Below are 19416 nucleotides of genomic sequence, written 5' to 3'. Positions count from 1 at the left end.
GATTTTTCAGCGGTTTATCGCGTCCATGATTGCCCTCACGAGTTGGTTTATTTCGCTGACCGAGCGGGTTGTACGGGCTGAGACACAATCCGAAACAATCCAGCAGCGGAACTTCTCAGGAATAATTAACGAAAGTAAATAGCAAGCATTATCATCCGCGCCCTACACGCTACAGCCTAAAAATCCTACGGATGTTTTCTTCAATGCCTGCCCCTTTTCGCCTGACGTCCTACAGCTTTGGCCTTTCTGCCCTGCTGTCTGCCGGTTTTTCCTACGCTGCTCCTACAACACTGCCTGAAACATCGATCAGCGCTGCCGAAGCCGAAGACGATGATCCGCGCGTAAGGGTCAGCAACACCGCGACTCGCACCTCGACGCCGGTGCGCTACGTACCGCAGGCCATCGATTCAATCAAGACCGCCAATGTGGCGAACTACGGCACCAACGACATTGGCGATGCGTTGAGCGGTATCCCCAACGTCAGCAGCGGCGCCGACACGCGTTTCGACAGCCTGCGCATCCGGGGTTTCGATGCGAGCAACGACTTTTATCTGGACGGCATCCGCGACGACAGCCAGTACAAGCGCGACATGCACAACATCGAACGCGTCGAAGTGCTCAAGGGCCCGGCCGCTGTGTTGTATGGCCGTGGTAGCCAGGGCGGCATCGTCAACCGCGTGAGCAAGATGCCGGAATTCGGCCGTCGCTCGACGATTGAAGCCCAAGGCAGCAGCGAAGATTTGCGCAGTCTGTACGCCGACCTCAGCACCGATCCGAGCGAAAACATCAGCCTGCGCCTGAACATGGGCAACATGGATGAAAACAGCTTCCGTGATGGTGTCAGTGGCAATCGCCAGTTGTTCGCGCCGTCGATGAGCTGGCAACTGAGCCCGGATCTGAATTGGTTGGTGCAGTACGAATACAGCCGCTACAACCGCACGCCGGATCGCGGCATTCCGGGGGTTAATGGTCGTCCGGCCGATGTCGGGCGCGACACCACTTATGGCAACGATCACGATTTCATCGACGATAAAACCCAGTCGTTGCGCTCGAAGCTCACTTACGAAATCAACGAAAACTGGCAACTGCGCCAGACCCTCGGCGTGTTCAAACTCGACAGTGATTTCGACAACACCTACCTCACCGGTTATGTCCCGGCGACCAACAAGGTCACGCGTCAGCACTGGCAGCAGGATCTGACCACCCGCAACATTTACAACAACATTGAGCTGGAAGGTGGCTTCGATACCTTTGGTCTGGAGCATCGTCTGCTGACCGGGATCGAGATCGGCAGTCAACGCCGCGACCCGAAGCTGTACAACGCGGCGACCACGGGCCCCGGCAGCTCGCCAGTGCCCGCGCTGGATCTGTACAACCCCAATCGCGATTTGCGCCACACCGGGCGCATGCAGGTATCCAGCGACACTCACACCGAAGTCGAAAGCCGCGCCCTGTACGTGCAGGATCAATTGCGCCTGAACGATCAATGGCAGGTGCTCGCCGGTTTGCGTTACGACACCTTCGACATCGAGTCGACGAACCAGTTGAAAAACATCAGCGAAGATCGCGACAGCCACAGCACCAGCCCGCGCGTGGGCCTGGTCTGGACGCCGCTGCACAATCACTCGTTCTACGCCTCATGGACTAAAACTTTCTCGCCAGTGGGCGGCGGGCTGATCGGCATCACCCCGGGCGCAGCGGGCAACTCCAACGATCTGAGTCCAGAGCTGACCAAGCAGAAAGAAATCGGCGTGAAGAGCGACTGGCTCGATGATCGCCTGAGCACCACGCTGGCGATCTACGACCTTGAGCTCTACAACCGCCGCACCGCAGATCCAAACGATCCGACCGTGACCGTGCTCACCGGCGTGCAACGTTCACGCGGGATTGAACTGACCGGCACCGGCAAAATCGCCGGTAACTGGTACGTGCGTGGCGGCGTTGGTGTGCAGGATGCGACGATCGAGAAGGACAACAATGGCCTGGAAGGCAAACGCATCAACAACGTCGCCAAGCACAACGGCAGCCTGTTCCTGACCTGGAAACCGGAGATGGGCTGGTATGGCGAAACGGGACTGACGCTGGTTGGCCAGCGCTATGCCGATAACCTCAATACGACCGTGCTGCCGGGGTATGGCCGCTGGGATGCGCTGGTGGGTTATCGGATGAAGGATTGGGATTTGCGTGGGGCGTTGAACAATATTACTGATCGCGAGTATTACTCGTCGGCGACCAGTGCTGCGCAGATCCAGCCGGGGGCGCCGCGAAGTGTGGTGATGACGGGGACTTATTCGTTCTGACTGCGCGTAAGCCCTTCAGGCTCACAACTAGACGGACGAGAGATAAAGCCTGATTGGTTTTCTGAGTGCGTCTGAATTACATTCAAGCGCACTACCGCTCGTCGGGACTGTCAGATTTTACAGGTGCCGAATGAACCCTGTTCGCAGTAGAAACCAGACGAGTTTCTAAAAGTCCTGGAGCGGTGACCTCATGCCAAAAACGTTGAATAAAGAAAATGAATATGGCGGTTGGTTCTCACCCGTAGATGGTGAGATTTGTGCCTATCCCGTGACGGTAAGTGGTTTCGGCAATGACTATGAAGACGGAGATAGATTCCACATACGTATGAAACGTAATGGTGTCGATTATGCGGTAGAGGCGGCGTATTTAGTTCCGCCGGGGTCAAACTATAGAACCTTTTCTCTACGGCTTGAGGACATCCAACTGGGCCCTACCTACATACAAGCTCAAGCGAGCCATCCAAACGAGGATGAATGGCTTCCAGATCTCGGGACAATATATGTACTCACACCACCCGAGAAATAAACATGAAAGGCAGAGACAATTAGTTCAATCTTTCGAAATTGAGGAGTATTAGCGCAGCTGATTCACTCCTTCCTGCTTTAAACTTCCCAAAAAAAAGCGCCGCCATCCCGGCAGCGCTTTCACCCATCCCTGTTGTTCTTCTTATCCTTCCAGCACATCCCACAACGCTTCCAGTTCGGCCTCGCTGAACAGGTCAGCGGGGTAGCGCTCGATCATCATCCGGCGCGGATCAGGAACCCTGATCTGACGCGTTCCATTGGATTTCAACCAGTGCGCAACGCGGTGGAGCGATTCGCCATTAACGGCCATGGGATGCAAAGTCCGCTCGCTGATTACGTTCACTTCGGCGTTCATTTCAGCGCTCTCTCCCCGTTCGTGAGCGGCTACGTTATCCAAGGTTTATGACAGAACGATTGACGTTCTTTTCCCCCTCCCTAGTGCCCTCGGAGGAATACAAGAGCTATGCCAATATTTCGCATTTGTCGACAAGTGGATACAAAAAAGCCCGCCGTCCTTTCGGGCTGCGGGCCTCTGTTCATACATAGCGAGCTAATCATTGCCCGGCTGATTTGGTAATCAACTCAAGCTGTTACGACTCAACTCACTCTTTGTGCGGCGCGGGTTGCTGTTGGGTAAGGCAGTGGATATTGCCGCCGCCCAGTAACAGTTCGCGGCCCGGCACCATCACCACTTCGTGCTGCGGGAACAGGTTCTGCAGGATTTCCAGAGCAGGCGCGTCCATCGGGTCGTCGAAGCTCGGCGCGATGATGCCGCCGTTGACGATCAGGAAGTTCACGTAAGAACCGGCCAGACGCACCGACGGATTACGCTCCTGCGTGCCGTCGACCGGGTCGACACCGGCGCACTCTTCTTCGGTCGCGTACAGCGGGCCCGGAATCGGCATTTTGTGCACCGTGAATGGGCGACCCTTGGCGTCAGTGCTGCTTTGCAGAACTTTCATCGCTGCCTGGCAGCGCGGGTAGTTCGGATCCTGTGGATCATCAGTCCACGCCAGCAGCACTTCGCCCGGACGCACGTAGCAGCAGAAGTTATCCACATGGCCGTCGGTTTCGTCGTTGAACAAACCGTCCGGCAGCCAGATGATTTTATCCACAGCCAGATTGGCGCTGAGCACCGCTTCGATTTCTTCGCGACCCAGATGCGGGTTGCGATTGCGGTTCAGCAGGCATTCTTCGGTGGTGATCAGCGTGCCTTCGCCGTCGACGTGAATCGAACCGCCTTCGAGCACAAAACCTTCAGTGCGATAGCGTGGGCTGCGTTCGATCTCGAGGATCTTGCCGCCGACCTGCGAGTCGCGATTCCACGGCGAATACAGACCGCCATCGAAACCGCCCCAAGCGTTGAAGTCCCAGTTCACACCGCGTACTTCGCCGTTGTTATTGATGACGAAGGTCGGGCCGCTGTCGCGTACCCAGGCGTCATCGCTGGACATCTCGACCACGCGGATATTCGGCACGTCCAGGCGGGCGCGGGCGTTTTCGTATTGGCCGGCGGAAACGGCAACAGTCACCGGTTCGAAACGCGCGATGGCTTTGGCCACCGCTGCGTGTGCGGCTTGCGCCGGTTTGCCGCCCAGACGCCAGTTGTCCGGGCGCTCGGGCCAGATCATCCAGGTCTGCGTTTGCGGCGCCCACTCGGCCGGCATGTGAAAGCCGTCGGCGCGCGGGGTACTTTTCAATGTGGTCATCGGGATCAGGACTCCAGGGAACCGTCGAGGGTTTTCAACGCACCGTACAGGTTCGGACGGCGGTCACGGAATGAACCCCACGCGCTGCGAATGTGTTCGAGCTCGTCGAGGTTGAAAGTGTGCACAAGAATACCTTCTTCGGTTTTATTCAGCTCCTGCACTTTTTCGCCGAACTGGTTGGCGATGAACGAAGAACCGTAGAACGTGATGTCGTAGCCGTCCTGTTCTTCGTTGCCGATGCGGTTGCTGGCGATCAGCGGCATCAAGTTAGCGCCGGCATGGCCCTGCTGCACACGCTGCCAGTGGTCGCGCGACGAGATGGTGTTGTCGTGCGGCTCGCTGCCGATCGCGGTTGGGTAAAACAGAATTTCCGCACCTTGCAGCGCCATGCTGCGCGCCGCTTCCGGAAACCACTGATCCCAGCAGATGCCCACGCCGATTTTCGCGTAACGCGTATTCCACACTTTGAAACCAGTGTCGCCTGGGTTGAAGTAATACTTCTCGTGATAGCCCGGGCCGTCCGGGATGTGGCTTTTACGATAAATCCCGAGGTTGCTGCCGTCGGCGTCGATGATCGCGATGCTATTGAAACGCGCGCGGCCGGCCAGCTCGTAGAAGCTGATCGGCAGCACCACTTGCAGTTCTTTGGCGATTTTCTGGAAATGTTTGATCGCGACGTTTTCTTCCACCGTCGTCGCCAGTTGCAGGTAGTCCGGGTTCGGCTTCTGGCAGAAGTACGGCGCCTCGAACAGCTCCTGAATCAGGATGATCTGCGCGCCTTTGGCGGCGGCTTCGCGTACCAGCCTTTCAGCGATTTCGAGGTTGGCTTCCAGATCCCACGAACAGGCCATTTGAGTGGCGGCAACGGTAACGATACGGCTCATGAATCATCTCCGGGCAAGTGCTTTGACGGTCGACCATTCGACCGAAAAGAAAACGCGCGCACCGGACAGCGAGACGCCATGCCGGAGCAATGGCGACTTTATAGCCGATAAATATCGGCTTTAGAAGCTACTAAAATGCATTTCGTCTAATTCAACGTATTAAATACCGATACAAATCGAACTAACACCCTAAAAACAAATGTGGGAGCGGGCTTGCTCGCGAAAGCGGTTTCTCATTCAACAACAATGTTGATTGATCAAAAGCTTTCGCGAACAAGCCCGCTCCCACAGGGGAATTGCAGCGTTTACAGACCTTCGGTGAGCACCCGATCCAGCATGTCGACAAAGAAATCCACACTCTGGCGCGACGTCACCATCGGTGGTTTGATCTTGAGAATATTCAGATCATCCCCGGTCGGCTGCATGAAAATCCCCAGCTCACGCAGGCGATCACACAGCAGCGCGGTCTCTTCGGTCGCCGCTTCCAGCGTCTCGCGGTTACGGATCAGCTCAAGCCCCAGATAGAACCCGGAACCGTGCACCGCGCCCACCAGCGGATGTTTATCGATCAACGCTTCAAGCCGTGCCTTGAAGTGGCCACCGACCACCTGCGCGTTTTCCCAGAGTTTTTCTTCTTCCATGACATCGAGCACCGCCATGCCGATCTGGCAACTGACCGGACTGCCGCCCGCCGACGAGAAGAAATAACCTTCGGCCTCCAGCGCCTCGGCAATCTCCCGGCGAGTAATCACCGCACCGAGTGGCTGGCCGTTGCCCATGCCTTTGGCCATGGTGATGATGTCCGGCACCACGCTCTGCTCTTCAACGCCCCAGAAAAATTTACCCATACGCCCATAACCGACCTGCACTTCGTCGGCGATGCACACCCCGCCCTGCGCGCGCACCAAGGCATAAACCTGTTTCAGATAACCCGGTGGCAGCGAGATGCCGCCGGCATTGCCGTACACCGGTTCGCAGATAAACCCGGCCAATTGGCGCTTCTGCTCGGCGAGTTTTTCCAGGTGATGCTCAACGCTGCGCACGTAATCCGGTGCCGAATCGATGCCACGGAACTCACCGCGATACATGTTTGGCGCAGGCACCGGATGCACCCAGTCCGGGCGGCTTTCCAGGGCTTTCGGGTTGTCGGCAATCGACGTCGACACCGCGTCGGCGCCGACTGTCCAGCCGTGATAAGCCTCCAGCACGCTGATCATGTCGCGACCGCCGCTGTAGGCCCATGCCAGACGGATCGCCAGGTCATTGGCCTCACTGCCGCTGTTGACCAGGAATACCCGATCCATGCCTTCCGGTGCCAGCTTCAGCAAGCGCTCGGAAAACTCGGCGACTGCCGCATAGTTGAAACGCGAGTTGGTATTGAGCAGCGACCACTGACGCGCAGCCACAGCGGCCATGCGCGGATGACCGTGACCGAGCACCGCGACGTTGTTGAGCATGTCCAGATAGGAGCGGCCCTGCATGTCGATCAGGTGATTGCGCCAGCCACGTTCGATGCGCGGCGGGTCGACGTAATAATGTTTTTGCGTGCGGGCGAAACTGGCATCGCGGCGTTCAAGCAGGGTTTTGCCATCCAGCTCCGGCTCGGCATCGCAGGCCAGCCCCAACAGCGCGGCTGGCGACGGACACAATGCTTGCCAAGCCGCCGCGTGGGTTGGCGTGCAGAACAGCGGCGCTTCCAGCTGCGCGCCACGGCAAAGCTGAACCAATAACGGGCCGCTGATCGAGCCCAGCACCTGACCTTTGACCAGCGCCGCGCCGCTGTGCACCGAAGGCGTCACGCCCCAAAGACGTACGCTGAGTTGCGGGCCATCGAGGCGCAACGCGCCGTCCGCCGCTTGATGCAGCACGCCGGCAAACGGTGCTTCGACGGTGGTACCGATGGGCACGCGCAATTCGACGTGCAGCGGGAAGGTGTCTGGTTCATCGGCGCTGTCAGGGCGCGTGCGCGACAAACGGTACTGACCATAACGGCTCGCCGCCAAACCATGCGCCGCAGCGGCTTCGGTCAGCAGGCGCTGATCGATACCTTCCTGCTCCCAGTTGCCCGCCTCGAAATGCGCGCTCAAGACGCCAAGATCGATCAAGGCAAATTCGCGCCCGACCAGGCTCGGCAACAACGGCGCAAAACCTTCGCTATTGATCGCCGGTAAGGAATGACCAACCGCCGTCAAGATCGCCGCTTCCATCAACGCCAGCGGCACCGCGGTCGCCACGCGGAAAATTTCCCATTCGTGGGTGAGGTTGTCGCGGCTGTAGGTGTTGGCCGGATCAATACTGACCTGCTGCTCGCCACTCAACACCAGCACCGCGGCCCGCGCGACGATCAACGGCCACAGCGCCTGCAACTCTTCGTGTTGCAACGGATTGACCGCGTGATAGGCCTGCACCGCCGGCAAAATCACAAACGGATCGCCGCCGGCGTGATGCAGCAATGCAGCGCAGGTCACCGACAAATCGGTGATGCGCCAGGTGCGCACCAGGTCGCCGAAATCGATGACGCCCTGCAATTGCCAATGGCGCTGCGCATCGCGCTGCCACACCGCGTTGTCGTCGGTGATGTCCATGTGAATCGCCTGCACCGGCAGCTTCTCGAGCAGCGGCTGCAAGCGGCGCTCGGCTTGTTCGGCAGCGTCGGCGATCAATGCGCGCTGACGCTGATCCTTGATCACCGGCAGCAAATGGCTGATCAACGCGCTGGCGTGGCGCGCATCCCACTGCAACGTGCGCTCAAGGCCCGGATGATCAAAGCCTGCCAGCGCCAGATCCATCTCACCGCAAAGCCGACCAAACCCGGCCACGACTTCTTTGCCCAAATGGTCGAGATCGGTCAGCGGCTGGCCTTCGATGTAATCGAGCAAGCGCACGTGCACCGATTCGCCAGCGGATTCCAAGGTCAACAAATCCTGGCCATTGTTGGCGACGATAACGCTGGGCACCCTGACTGCGGAATGTTCGGCGAGGTACTTGAGGCCGGCGTGCTGGGCTTGCAACTCCACCAGCGAATAGTCGCCACGGCAGATTTTCAACACAAACCGGCCGCGCTCACTGTCGACCCGGAAGTTGAGATCCTGCTGGCTGCCCAAGGCTTTTAACCGGCCACTGATCCCGTAATGTTCCGCGAGCCATTGCAGGGCTTGCGCCTCAGAAACCTGAGGGCTGGGCAAACTGGCGCGGTGAAACAACGTGGCAAGTGGCATGCAAAAAACCCCTGAAATTTTATTAGGCGCCTATATCGCCATTGCTGCAGAGGATGCGCAAGCCTTTCCAGTTGTTACAACGTGCTCAGTATTTACATGCCAGCACTCGCGCCGTCGGGCACTTTGCGCAAGAATGTCGACCATTCACACCCATCACTGGAAAATTCACATGAATGTCATCACCACCGATCTGCCCGGTGTTCTGATCATCGAACCCAAGGTTTTTGGTGACGAGCGCGGCTTCTTCTACGAGAGCTTCAATGCGAAGGCGTTCCAGGACGCAACCGGTCTGGACACACAATTTGTCCAGGATAACCACTCGCGCTCGCAGAAAGGCGTACTTCGGGGTCTGCATTACCAACTGGAAAACACCCAGGGCAAACTGGTTCGCGTCACCGTCGGTGAAGTGCTGGACGTGGCTGTGGACATTCGCCGTAGCTCGCCAAATTTTGGCAAGTGGGTAGCGGTGCGTCTGTCTGCCGACAACCACCGTCAACTGTGGGTACCAGAGGGTTTCGCCCATGGTTTCGTAGTACTGAGCGAGTTCGCAGAATTCCTCTACAAGACCACCGACTACTACACGCCGTCGGCCGAGCGCAGCATTCGCTGGGATGACCCGGATCTGGGCATCGACTGGCAACTGGACGAAGCGCCGAAACTTTCAGCCAAGGATCAGGCTGCCGCGTTGCTCAAGGACGCTGACGTCTTCGCCTGAGCCTAGGCATAATGCGCCTGTTCCCCACAGGCGCATTCGGCATGAAACCAACCCTTCCCCGCAGACCCCGCTGGCGCAGCCTTGCGTTGCTGGCGCTGTGTCTGGCGCCGCTGTTGTGGCCGCTGGAACATCTCGCCGAGCGGTATTACCGTAGCGAACTGGCCGGCCAGAATCGCCAGACCCTCGACCTCTACGTCGCTAACCTGCTGGGCACGCTGCACCGTTACGAAGTGTTGCCACAAATTCTCGGCGACCTGCCGGCCCTGCGCTCTGTACTCGGCGCGCCAGATGACAGTGTCACCCAAGGCAACGCCAATCGCCTGCTGAAAAATATCGCCGCGCAAACCGGCGCCGAGGTCATGTACCTTATGGACACCGGCGGGCAGACGCTGGCGGCCTCCAACTGGGACAAACACGATAGCTTCGTCGGCCGTAATTTCTCCTTCCGTCCGTATTTCAGTGAAGCGATGGCCGGGCGTCTCGGGCGCTTTTTCGGACTCGGTACCACGTCAGCCAAACGCGGCTATTTCTTCGCCGCCGCCGTGCGCAACGGCGAAAAAATCATCGGCGTGCTGGTGATCAAGGTCGATCTCGATCACACCGAAAGTCTTTGGGGCAAAACCCCGGAACAACTGCTGGTGACTGACCACAACGGCGTGGTCATTCTCACCTCGCGCCCGGAATGGCGTTTCCGCTCGACCCGCGAGTTGAGCGAAGCCGAACGCTCTGCGATCACAGCGATCCAGCCTTATCCAACCCGCGAGCCTCGACCGCTGAACCTCAGCCCCACTGCCTGGCTGATCCAGACCCACGACATCGCCGAAACCGGCTGGAGTGTCAGCATTCTCGCGCCACGCACGTTGATCGATCGCCCGGTGCGCACGGTCGTAGCCATCGGTGGCGCCACGTTGCTGGTGGTGATGTTGCTGCTCGGTTTGATGATGCAGCGTCGCCGTCATTATCTGGAGCGCATCGCTTTCGAAGCCAAGGCGCGCCGCGAACTCGAAGGTCGTGTTGCCGAACGTACCAGCGACCTCGAAGGCCTCAACCGGCGCCTGAAACAGGAAGTGCTGGAACGCGAGCAGGCACAGCAGGAACTGGTGCGCGCCCAGGACGATCTGGTGCAGGCCGGCAAACTGTCGGCGCTGGGGACGATGTCGGCGAGCATCAGTCACGAACTCAATCAGCCGCTGGCGGCGATCCGCAGCTACGCGGAAAACGCCGAAGTGCTGCTCGATCATCAGCGCACCGACGACGCGCGCGGCAACCTCAAATTGATCAGCGAACTGACCGGACGCATGGCTTCGATCATCGCCCACCTGCGCGCCTTCGCCCGCCGCGATCGTCATGCTCCGGAAAGCGTCGCCCTGCAACCGGCACTGGACGATGCGCTGGCACTGCTGGCCAAACGTCGGCGCAGCATGGAAGTCGAGCTGATCCGTGATTTGCCCGCCGCCACGTTATGGGTCGAGGCTGGGGAAACGCGACTGCGTCAAGTGCTCGGCAATCTGCTGGCAAACGCCCTCGATGCGCTCACCGAAAAAGGCCCGCCGCGCAAATTGTGGCTGAGTGCCGAATCCACCGCCGAGGGCGTCAATCTGTACATTCGCGACAACGGCCCGGGCTTTTGCATGGAAGCCCTCGGCCGCGCCAGCGAGCCGTTCTATACCACCAAGACCCGCACGCAGGGGCTTGGTCTGGGTTTGGCCATTTGCGAAACCCTGATGCGCGCCTTCGGCGGTGAACTGTCGTTCGCCAACCACAAGCAAGGCGGCGCCTTGATCACCCTGCGGCTGCGCGCCGGTGCGCCCGGGGTCAGCCTGCAACCGTCCGAGGATCGAAGTGCATGACCATCGACAATCGCATTCAGGTGGTGTTGATCGACGACGATCCGCACCTGCGTCAGGCCCTCGGCCAGACTCTGGATCTGGCCGGCCTGAAAATCCTACCGCTGTCCGAAGCCAAAGGCCTCGCCGCACAACTTGAGCGTGACTGGCCCGGCGTGGTGGTCAGCGACATTCGCATGCCGGGCATGGACGGGCTGGAACTGCTCAGCGAACTGCACGCTCAGGATCCGGAATTGCCAGTGCTGCTGATCACCGGCCACGGCGATGTGCCGCTGGCGGTGCAAGCGATGCGCGCCGGCGCTTATGACTTTCTCGAAAAACCCTTCGCCAGTGATGCGCTGCTCGACAGCGTGCGCCGCGCGCTGGCCCTGCGCCGACTGGTGCTGGATAACCGCAGCCTGCGTCTGGCCCTCAGTGATCGCAATGAATTGAGCGCGCGACTGGTCGGCCAATCGGCGCCGATGCTGCGCCTGCGTGAGCAAATTGGCGCACTGGCGGCGACCAAGGCTGACGTGCTGATCCTCGGTGAAACTGGCGCTGGCAAAGAGGTCGTCGCCCGCGCGCTGCATGATCTGTCGAGCCGACGCAACGGGCCGTTTGTGGCGATCAACGCCGGCGCATTGGCCGAGTCCGTGGTCGAAAGCGAACTGTTCGGCCACGAACCGGGCGCCTTCACTGGCGCGCAGAAACGCCGAATCGGCAAGTTCGAATTCGCCAATGGTGGCACGCTGTTTCTCGATGAAATCGAAAGCATGAGCATGGACGTGCAGGTGAAATTGCTGCGCATGCTCCAGGAGCGTGTGGTCGAGCGACTCGGTGGCAATCAGTTGATCCCGCTGGACATCCGCGTCATCGCCGCGACCAAGGAAGACTTGCGTCAGGCCGCTGATCAGGGGCGTTTCCGCGCCGACTTGTACTACCGCCTCAACGTCGCGCCGCTGCGCATTCCGCCGCTGCGCGAACGTGGCGAAGATGCGCTGATGCTGTTCCAGCATTACGCCGACGAAGCCAGTGCCCGCCACGGTTTGCCACCTCACGAACTGCAACCGGCGCAGCGCGCCTTGCTGCTGCGCCACACCTGGCCTGGCAACGTGCGCGAATTGCAGAACGCCGCAGAACGCTTTGCCCTCGGTCTGGAACTGGCGCTGGATAACAGTGCTGTTGAAGGTGTCGACGGTGTGACTGTTGCAGTTGTCGAAGGCGGGCTAAGCGAACAAGTGGAACACTTCGAAAAATCGCTGATTGCTGCCGAACTGGCGCGCTCGCACAGCTCGGTGCGCAGCCTCGCCGAAGCACTGGGCGTTCCGCGCAAGACCTTGCACGACAAACTGCGCAAGCACGGTCTGAACTTCGGCGACAGCAGTCACGGGGATGAAAACGAATGAGCACAGACAGTCGTTATCTGGAGTCGGTGCTTCATCACGACATTCCGCTGACCCGCGACATGGGCCTGCGGGTGCTCGACTGGCGCGAGCAGCAATTGAGCTTGTATTTGCCGCTCGATCCCAACGTCAACCACAAGAGCACCATGTTCGGCGGCAGTCTCTACTGCGGCGCGGTGCTGGCCGGCTGGGGCTGGTTGCATTTACGTTTGAAAGAAGAAGGGATCACCGATGGGCACATCGTGATTCAGGAAGGGCAGATCAGTTATCCGCTGCCGGTGACGGGGGATGCCACGGTGATTTGCCCGACGCCTGATGAGCGGGCGTGGAAGAAGTTTTTGGCGATGTATCAGCGGTATGGGCGGGCGCGGTTGGTGTTGCAGACGCGGATCGTCAATGTCGGGAGTGAAGTCGATGCGGTGACGTTTAGTGGGCAATACGTGTTGCACCGCTGACGATCAAAAGCCCCTCACCCTAACCCTCTCCCGGGGGGAGAGGGGACTGACCGGGTTGTTCTCTCGATTTGCATCGACCTGAGATATCGAGTCGAACTCAGGTTTTGAACTGCATAAATATCAGCTCCCTCTCCTGAAGGAGAGGGGACTGACCGAGGCGTTGTAGCGGAATCCGTCGACCTGAGATATCGAGTCGAACTCAGGTTTGAACTGCATAAAGATCGGCTCCCTCTCCTGGGGGAGAGGGTTGGGGTGAGGGGGATTCTGGATCAGCTCACTTAACCCCGCGCCAACTCCAACAACCTCGCCCGCCATGCAGCCTTCGCCGGCAGCGCTAAAAAGAATTCGTTCAACAGCGATTCCCGCGCCGGATAACAAAACGCCTCACCGCGTAAATCCAGTACCTCGCCCCCCGCCCCTTCCAGCACACCCTGCGCCGCCGCCGTGTCCCACTGCGAAGTCGGCGCCAGTCGCGGATAGCAATCGGCAGCCCCTTCCGCCAGCAGGCAAAACTTCAGCGAGCTGCCGATGTTCGCCAACTGCAGTTCACCGAGGCTGGCGCTCAAGCCCGCCAGCAAACGCTCCTGCTCAGGACTGGAATGCCGACGACTTGCCACCACCGTAAACGCTTCACCCGGCTCGGGCACATCCCGCACCTGAATCGAAACCGGTGCGCCGCCCTTGTCGCAACGCCACGCGCCAAGCCCCGCGCCACCGACGTAAAAGCGACCATTGGTCGGCATCGACACCACGCCAAACACCACCCGACCGTTCTCGATCAGCGCAATGTTCACGGTAAATTCTTCACTGCCGCTGATAAATTCTTTGGTGCCATCCAGCGGATCCACCAACCACCAGCGCGTCCATCCGGCACGTACGTTTTGAGGAATGTTCGCGTCTTCTTCAGACAGCACCGGAATACTCGGATCCAGCGCGGTCAGCCCGGCCAGAATCAAATGGTGCGCCGCCAGATCCGCCGCCGTCACCGGTGAATCATCGGCCTTGGCGGTGACTTCAACGCCTGCGCGCCAGAACGGCAAAATCGCTTCGCCGGCCTGCAATGCCAGTTCAACCACTGGCGCCATCAACGGATGGGGGAAATTCATCGACAGGTCACTCACGACTGAAAGAACCCACGCTGCGTCAGCAAGTCACGGGTCAGATACAGCGCCGCCAATGCGCGGCCTTCGGAGAATTGCGGATTTTGCGCCAGCGCCGACAGATCACGCAGATTGACCTTGTCGACCCGCATCGGCTCGGGCTCGTCGCCCTCCAGCCGCTCTTCGTAGAGATCGGTGGCCAGCACCACCTGAATCTTCTGGCTCATGTAACCGGGCGACAGCGACAGCTCGGTCAGATGTTCCAGTTGCCGCGCGCCAAACCCGGCTTCTTCCTTGAGCTCACGTTCAGCCGCCGCCAGTACGTCTTCGCCCGGCTCGATCAAACCTTTGGGCAGCGACAATTCGTACTCGTCAGTTCCGCCGCAGTATTCCTCGATCAGCACCGCGTGCTCGGCATCGAGCATTGCCACGATCATTACCGCGCCATAGCCGGCGCCCTTGCCGACCAGCCGCTCGTAGGTGCGCTCCACGCCATTGGAAAAACGCAGCTTGAGTTCTTCGACGCAAAACAGACGACTGGTGGCGACGATCTCGCGGGCGAGTACGGTAGGTTTCTGGCGCATGCAAAGCTCCTTGGCGTGAACGCGCTACTATAACGCGGCTTTCCCGATTGTTTACGTCGGATATCTTTCTACCGTTTCGAGACGTTGCCATGCCCTCTTTACCCTGGTCCGACATCGATACCGTCCTGCTGGACATGGACGGCACGCTGCTGGATCTGCACTTCGACAACCATTTCTGGCTGGAACACCTGCCCCAGCGCTACGCCGAACTGCACGGGGTCAGCCGCGCAATGGCCGAGATGGAATTGCAGCCACTGTTCGAACGCCATGCCGGTCAGTTGCAGTGGTATTGCCTGGATTTCTGGAGCAGCGAACTGAAGCTGTCAGTGCGTGAGTTGAAACAGGAAACCGCGCACCTGATCGCTTTGCGTCCTGATGCGGATACTTTTCTGGAAGCAATAAAACGCGCCGGTAAACGGGTGATCATGATCACCAACGCCCACCGTGACTCATTGTCGCTGAAGCTGGAACGGATTGAACTGGCGCCGTACTTCGAGCGGCTGATCAGCTCGCATGATTACGGTTTCCCCAAGGAAAACCCGCAGTTCTGGGACGCGTTGCAGGCAGATATCGGTTTTGATCCGGCACGCAGTCTGTTCATCGACGACACCTTGCCGATTCTGCGCAGTGCGCGGGATTTTGGGGTGGCGCACTTGCTGGCAGTCAAACAACCCGACAGCCGCAAAGGCCCGAAGGACACGGCCGAATTCGCGGCAGTCGAAGACTACCGCGACCTCATCTCAGGCCTGTGACCCCACTGTAGGAGCTGCCGCAGGCTGCGATCTTTTGACTTTGATTTGTTAAAAAACAAGATCAAAAGATCGCGGCCTGCGGCAGCTCCTACAGGGTTTGCGGATTACTCAGGAATACGCAGTGTCTGACCCGGATAGATTTTGTTCACATCCTTGAGCATCGGTTTGTTGGCATCGAAAATCTTTTGATACTTGTTGGCATCACCGTACACGCGCAGTGAAATCGCGCTGAGGGTGTCGCCCGACTTGACCACAACAAACTGCGCAGCCGTCACAACCGGGCCGCTCACGGTGATCTGATCATCAACACTGCCAACACCGGCAATGTTGCCAACAGCCAGCAGGATTTTTTCTTTCTCTTCCTGGCTCGCTACCTCACCGGTCACGGTGACTTTGTCGCCGTCTACCGTTGCCTGCACATTCGGATTGCCCAGCCCGACCTTATTGATGTGATCCTTCAATTGCTCACTGGCATTGGCGTTACCGGGGGTCAGCAGATCCAGCAGCTTCTCTCCCGCTTCTTTCACAAAGCTCAAAAGACTCATAGCGCACACTCCTTGATTTGGGTTCCAGATGCCCAAGCCTAGACCACGTCAGGCAAACCCGGTTCCGAGCCGACCAATGACTCTGTAACCGTATGCGTACGGAAAAGGCCCCTTGATCGACGCCATCTATCAATACATCGACAGTAGCGATTAGACGCGACAACTTGACGCGCCTAGTCTTAACGTTGATCAAACCGTCGGTGATGCCATGAACGCCAAGCGCCCAACTTGCGCGGCGCCTGCACTCGAAACGCCCGCGCCTGCCGCCAGCCAGACCTACAGCTACAGCGATCTTCCCCGTGAAGAGTCGGCGAGCACTGCGCTCGCCGAGGAAGTCGCGTTGGCGATCGCCTACAACGGCATCAGCCAAGCCGTGATGCTGGTGACGCCGACTGACCTGGAAGACTTCATCGTCGGCTTCAGCCTCGGCAGCGGCATCATCGAAGACGCGACCGACATCTATGACCTGCAACTGACCGGCGCCGGCTCGGCGCAATACGCGCAAGTGACCATCGCCAACCGCGCCTTCTGGAACCTCAAGCAGCAACGTCGGCAAATGGCTGGCACCAGTGGTTGCGGATTGTGTGGCGTCGAAGCCGTTGAACAGGCCTTGCCCGATCTGAAAGTGCTACCCGGAGCGCCGTTGCCACCGATTGAATGGCTTGATGGTTTGCGTCAGCGCATCAGTGCGTTTCAGCCTTTGGGCCAGTACTGCGGCGCGGTACACGCGGCGGTGTTCATGAACGCCAGCGGCGAACTGCTGCTCGGTCGCGAAGACATTGGCCGGCACAACGCGCTCGACAAACTGATCGGCGGACTGATCCGCCAGAAGATATCCACCGAAGGCGGACTGGCAATTGTCACCAGCCGCTGCAGCCTCGAATTGATCCAGAAAGTGTTGCGTGCCGGCATCCAGACCCTGGTCAGCCTGTCCGCACCTACAGGCCTTGCCGTGCAATGGGCCCGTCGACACAACCTCAATCTCATCCACCTGCCGCAGAAAAGTGCGCCGCGGGTGTATAGCCCCGCGATGGAGAATCAAGCGTGAGCCAACATCATCAAGCCGACCAGAAACCCGTCCCGCGCTACAAGCCTTACAAAGGCGCAGCCGGGGGCTGGGGAGCGCTGATCAGTGTGGCTCAGGCCTGGTTGACCAGCGACAACGCCCTGAAAAACTTGCGCATGATGCTCAAGACCAACCAGAACGGCGGCTTCGACTGCCCGGGTTGCGCGTGGGGCGATTCGCCGGAAAGCGGCATGGTCAAGTTCTGCGAGAACGGCGCGAAAGCGGTGAACTGGGAAGCGACCAAGCGTCGTGTCGACGCCAAGTTCTTCGCCAAACACAGCGTCACTTCGTTGCTGGAGCAGAGCGACTACTGGCTGGAATATCAGGGTCGTCTGACCGAGCCGATGGTCTACGATGCCGAAACCGATCGCTACAAACCGATCAATTGGGACGACGCCTACGCGCTGATCGCCAAACACCTGCAGAGTCTGCCGAGCCCGGATCTGGCCGAATTTTACACCTCGGGCCGCGCGAGCAACGAAGCGGCTTATTTGTACCAGTTGTTCGTGCGCGCCTTCGGTACCAACAATTTCCCTGACTGCTCGAACATGTGCCACGAGGCCAGCGGTGTGGCGTTGGCGCAAAGTGTCGGCGTCGGCAAAGGCACCGTGACCTTCGATGATTTCGAACACGCCGATGCGATTTTCGTCTGGGGCCAGAACCCCGGCACCAATCACCCACGCATGCTCGAACCGTTGCGTGAAGCGGTGAAACGCGGCGCGCAAGTGGTGTGCGTCAACCCGCTGAAAGAGCGTGGCCTGGAACGTTTCCAGCACCCGCAGCACCCGATCGAAATGCTCACCAACGGCGACAAGCCGACCAACACCGCCTACTTCCGTCCGGCACTCGGCGGCGACATGGCGCTGTTGCGCGGCATGGCCAAATTCCTCCTGCAATGGGAACGCGATGCGCAGAAGGCTGGCGCGCCAGCGGTGTTCGATCACGACTTCCTCAATGCTCATAGCGCCAATGTGCTGGAGTATCTCGGTGTCGTTGATGACACACCGTGGGAACAAATCGTCGAACAGTCCGGCCTGACCCTCGTGGACATCGAGCAAGCCGCTCGCATGTACGCCAGAGGCAAAAACGTAATCATGTGCTGGGCGATGGGCATCACCCAGCACCGCCATTCGGTGCCGACCATTCAGGAAATCGCCAACCTGATGCTGCTGCGCGGCAACATCGGCAAACCGGGCGCCGGTCTGTGCCCGGTGCGCGGTCACAGTAATGTGCAGGGCGACCGCACGATGGGCATCAACGAGCGTCCGCCGGTGGCGTTCCTCGATTCGCTGGAGCGGCGCTTCCAGTTCAAGGTGCCGCGTCACAACGGCCATAACGTGGTCGAGGCGATCCATGCGATGGCCGAAGGTCGCGCAAAAGTCTTTATCGGTCTGGGCGGCAACTTCGCTCAAGCCACACCGGACAGCCCACGCACTTTCGAAGCGCTGAGCAATTGCGACCTGACCGTGCAGATCAGCACCAAGCTCAACCGCAGTCACTTGGTTCACGGTAAAGATGCGCTGATCCTGCCTTGCCTCGGTCGCACCGACATCGACATCCAGACTGAAGGCCCGCAAGCGGTCACCGTGGAAGACTCGTTCAGCATGGTTCACGCCTCCAACGGCCAATTGCAGCCGCTGTCGAACCAGATGCGCTCTGAGCCGTCGATCATCGCCGGCATCGCCGCCGCTACGCTGGGCAGCAAACCGGTGGACTGGAATTGGCTGGTGGCCGATTACGCGCGCATTCGCGAACTGATCGCCGACACCATTCCGGGCTTCAAGGAATTCAACGAGAAGGTCAAAAACCCGGGCGGTTTCTACCTTGGCAACAGCGCTGGTGCGCGCAAGTGGAACACGCCGTCGGGCCGCGCCAATTTCCGCGCGAACATGCTGCCGAAAGATCTGGTGCACGAACGCACTCGTGCGACTGGACAACTGCCGGATCTGATCCTGCAATCGATGCGTTCTCACGATCAGTACAACACGACGATTTATGGGCTCGACGATCGTTATCGTGGAGTGAAGGGTCAGCGTGATGTGTTGTTCGCCAACGAGGCGGACATCATTCGTCTGGGCTTCCGGCCGGGGCAGAAGGCTGACATCGTGTCACTGTGGGACGATGGTCGTGAGCGTCGGGTGAAGGGTTTTACCTTGCTGGCGTTTGATATTCCGGCGGGGCAGGCGGCGGCTTATTATCCGGAGGTGAATCCGTTGGTGCCGCTGGAGAGCACCGGGGATGGCAGCCATACGCCGACGTCGAAGTTCATCGCGATCCGGTTGGAAGCGGCGAGTGAGACGGGGTTGATCATGGCCAAGTCGGCTTAACACAAGA

The 19416-nt window shown here is 59.3% G+C and carries 16 protein-coding genes; 9 read left to right on the top strand and 7 right to left on the bottom strand.

Features of this window, described 5'->3' with window-relative positions; translation table 11 throughout:
• The first annotated feature begins 203 nt into the window (after positions 1-203).
• Together KFS80_RS10625 and KFS80_RS10620 are read left to right on the top strand one after the other, a co-directional pair.
• Complete coding sequence (locus tag KFS80_RS10625) at positions 204-2300, top strand: TonB-dependent receptor (protein WP_212544776.1); 2097 nt, start codon at positions 204-206, stop codon at positions 2298-2300.
• Between the two features lie 190 nt (positions 2301-2490).
• Positions 2491-2826: a hypothetical protein gene (locus tag KFS80_RS10620; RefSeq protein ID WP_159812026.1), complete on the top strand. Its 336-nt coding sequence runs from the start codon at positions 2491-2493 to the stop codon at positions 2824-2826.
• A 141-nt stretch (positions 2827-2967) separates the two neighbouring features.
• On the opposite strand, the gene KFS80_RS10615 is transcribed toward KFS80_RS10620, so the two are convergent.
• From KFS80_RS10615 to KFS80_RS10600, 4 genes are all read right to left on the bottom strand, one after another.
• Positions 2968-3180, bottom strand: coding sequence for a hypothetical protein (locus KFS80_RS10615; protein WP_159812025.1), 213 nt, complete (start codon positions 3178-3180; stop codon positions 2968-2970).
• A gap of 247 nt (positions 3181-3427) precedes the next feature.
• Positions 3428-4534, bottom strand: a complete 1107-nt coding sequence (gene aguA / locus KFS80_RS10610; RefSeq protein ID WP_212544775.1) for an agmatine deiminase — start codon at positions 4532-4534, stop codon at positions 3428-3430.
• 5 nt (positions 4535-4539) lie between these two features.
• Positions 4540-5418, bottom strand: a complete 879-nt coding sequence (gene aguB, locus KFS80_RS10605; RefSeq protein WP_212544774.1) for an N-carbamoylputrescine amidase — start codon at positions 5416-5418, stop codon at positions 4540-4542.
• A 305-nt stretch (positions 5419-5723) separates the two neighbouring features.
• Positions 5724-8636, bottom strand: coding sequence for an aminotransferase (locus KFS80_RS10600; protein ID WP_212544773.1), 2913 nt, complete (start codon positions 8634-8636; stop codon positions 5724-5726).
• Positions 8637-8805: 169 nt separating this feature from the next.
• On the opposite strand from KFS80_RS10600, the gene rfbC reads away from it, so the two are divergent.
• The 4 genes from rfbC to KFS80_RS10580 are packed head-to-tail and all read left to right on the top strand — an operon-like array spanning position 8806 to position 13035.
• Positions 8806-9351, top strand: a complete 546-nt coding sequence (gene rfbC, locus KFS80_RS10595; protein WP_212544772.1) for a dTDP-4-dehydrorhamnose 3,5-epimerase — start codon at positions 8806-8808, stop codon at positions 9349-9351.
• 41 nt (positions 9352-9392) lie between these two features.
• Entirely contained in the window at positions 9393-11201 is a 1809-nt protein-coding gene (locus tag KFS80_RS10590; protein WP_212544771.1) for a sensor histidine kinase, read from the top strand.
• Positions 11198-12583, top strand: coding sequence for a sigma-54-dependent transcriptional regulator (locus tag KFS80_RS10585; RefSeq protein WP_212544770.1), 1386 nt, complete (start codon positions 11198-11200; stop codon positions 12581-12583). The genes KFS80_RS10590 and KFS80_RS10585 overlap by 4 nt, the downstream gene beginning before the upstream one ends.
• Positions 12580-13035, top strand: a complete 456-nt coding sequence (locus tag KFS80_RS10580; protein ID WP_212544769.1) for a YiiD C-terminal domain-containing protein — start codon at positions 12580-12582, stop codon at positions 13033-13035. Before KFS80_RS10585 ends, KFS80_RS10580 begins: the two co-directional genes overlap by 4 nt.
• A 278-nt stretch (positions 13036-13313) precedes the next feature.
• On the opposite strand, the gene cysQ is transcribed toward KFS80_RS10580, so the two are convergent.
• Positions 13314-14141, bottom strand: coding sequence for a 3'(2'),5'-bisphosphate nucleotidase CysQ (gene cysQ / locus KFS80_RS10575; protein WP_212544768.1), 828 nt, complete (start codon positions 14139-14141; stop codon positions 13314-13316).
• Positions 14142-14152: 11 nt separating this feature from the next.
• Positions 14153-14719, bottom strand: coding sequence for an ADP compounds hydrolase NudE (gene nudE / locus KFS80_RS10570; protein ID WP_053116546.1), 567 nt, complete (start codon positions 14717-14719; stop codon positions 14153-14155).
• An 89-nt stretch (positions 14720-14808) separates the two neighbouring features.
• Between nudE and yrfG the strand changes: the two genes are divergently transcribed.
• Positions 14809-15471 carry a GMP/IMP nucleotidase gene (gene yrfG / locus KFS80_RS10565; RefSeq protein ID WP_212544767.1) on the top strand — a complete coding sequence of 221 codons (663 nt, stop codon included), beginning with the start codon at positions 14809-14811 and terminating at the stop codon, positions 15469-15471.
• Positions 15472-15575: 104 nt separating this feature from the next.
• On the opposite strand, the gene lysM is transcribed toward yrfG, so the two are convergent.
• Positions 15576-16016: a peptidoglycan-binding protein LysM gene (gene lysM, locus KFS80_RS10560; RefSeq protein ID WP_053116544.1), complete on the bottom strand. Its 441-nt coding sequence runs from the start codon at positions 16014-16016 to the stop codon at positions 15576-15578.
• Positions 16017-16224: 208 nt separating this feature from the next.
• On the opposite strand from lysM, the gene fdhD reads away from it, so the two are divergent.
• Both fdhD and KFS80_RS10550 read left to right on the top strand, forming a co-directional pair.
• Entirely contained in the window at positions 16225-17064 is an 840-nt protein-coding gene (gene fdhD / locus KFS80_RS10555) for a formate dehydrogenase accessory sulfurtransferase FdhD (protein ID WP_212544766.1), read from the top strand.
• The gene (locus tag KFS80_RS10550; protein ID WP_212544765.1) at positions 17061-19409 is read left to right on the top strand and encodes an FdhF/YdeP family oxidoreductase; all 2349 of its coding nucleotides are present in this window, start codon (positions 17061-17063) and stop codon (positions 19407-19409) included. Before fdhD ends, KFS80_RS10550 begins: the two co-directional genes overlap by 4 nt.
• The last annotated feature ends 7 nt before the right edge of the window (positions 19410-19416 follow it).

The sequence above is a fragment of the Pseudomonas rustica genome (assembly GCF_018336155.1).
GTDB lineage: Bacteria > Pseudomonadota > Gammaproteobacteria > Pseudomonadales > Pseudomonadaceae > Aquipseudomonas > Aquipseudomonas rustica.
The sequence above is the reverse complement of the archived record's forward strand: the minus strand, read 5'-3'. Positions and strand labels throughout refer to the sequence as shown.

Bases quoted from the DNA above. Each gene is read 5' to 3' on its own strand.
- KFS80_RS10625 (WP_212544776.1), top strand. From the start codon at position 204: ATGCCTGCCCCTTTTCGCCTGACGTCCTACAGCTTTGGCCTTTCTGCC.
- KFS80_RS10620 (WP_159812026.1), top strand. From the start codon at position 2,491: ATGCCAAAAACGTTGAATAAAGAAAATGAATATGGCGGTTGGTTCTCA.
- KFS80_RS10615 (WP_159812025.1), bottom strand. From the start codon at position 3,180: ATGAACGCCGAAGTGAACGTAATCAGCGAGCGGACTTTGCATCCCATG.
- aguA (WP_212544775.1), bottom strand. From the start codon at position 4,534: ATGACCACATTGAAAAGTACCCCGCGCGCCGACGGCTTTCACATGCCG.
- aguB (WP_212544774.1), bottom strand. From the start codon at position 5,418: ATGAGCCGTATCGTTACCGTTGCCGCCACTCAAATGGCCTGTTCGTGG.
- KFS80_RS10600 (WP_212544773.1), bottom strand. From the start codon at position 8,636: ATGCCACTTGCCACGTTGTTTCACCGCGCCAGTTTGCCCAGCCCTCAG.
- rfbC (WP_212544772.1), top strand. From the start codon at position 8,806: ATGAATGTCATCACCACCGATCTGCCCGGTGTTCTGATCATCGAACCC.
- KFS80_RS10590 (WP_212544771.1), top strand. From the start codon at position 9,393: ATGAAACCAACCCTTCCCCGCAGACCCCGCTGGCGCAGCCTTGCGTTG.
- KFS80_RS10585 (WP_212544770.1), top strand. From the start codon at position 11,198: ATGACCATCGACAATCGCATTCAGGTGGTGTTGATCGACGACGATCCG.
- KFS80_RS10580 (WP_212544769.1), top strand. From the start codon at position 12,580: ATGAGCACAGACAGTCGTTATCTGGAGTCGGTGCTTCATCACGACATT.
- cysQ (WP_212544768.1), bottom strand. From the start codon at position 14,141: ATGAATTTCCCCCATCCGTTGATGGCGCCAGTGGTTGAACTGGCATTG.
- nudE (WP_053116546.1), bottom strand. From the start codon at position 14,719: ATGCGCCAGAAACCTACCGTACTCGCCCGCGAGATCGTCGCCACCAGT.
- yrfG (WP_212544767.1), top strand. From the start codon at position 14,809: ATGCCCTCTTTACCCTGGTCCGACATCGATACCGTCCTGCTGGACATG.
- lysM (WP_053116544.1), bottom strand. From the start codon at position 16,016: ATGAGTCTTTTGAGCTTTGTGAAAGAAGCGGGAGAGAAGCTGCTGGAT.
- fdhD (WP_212544766.1), top strand. From the start codon at position 16,225: ATGAACGCCAAGCGCCCAACTTGCGCGGCGCCTGCACTCGAAACGCCC.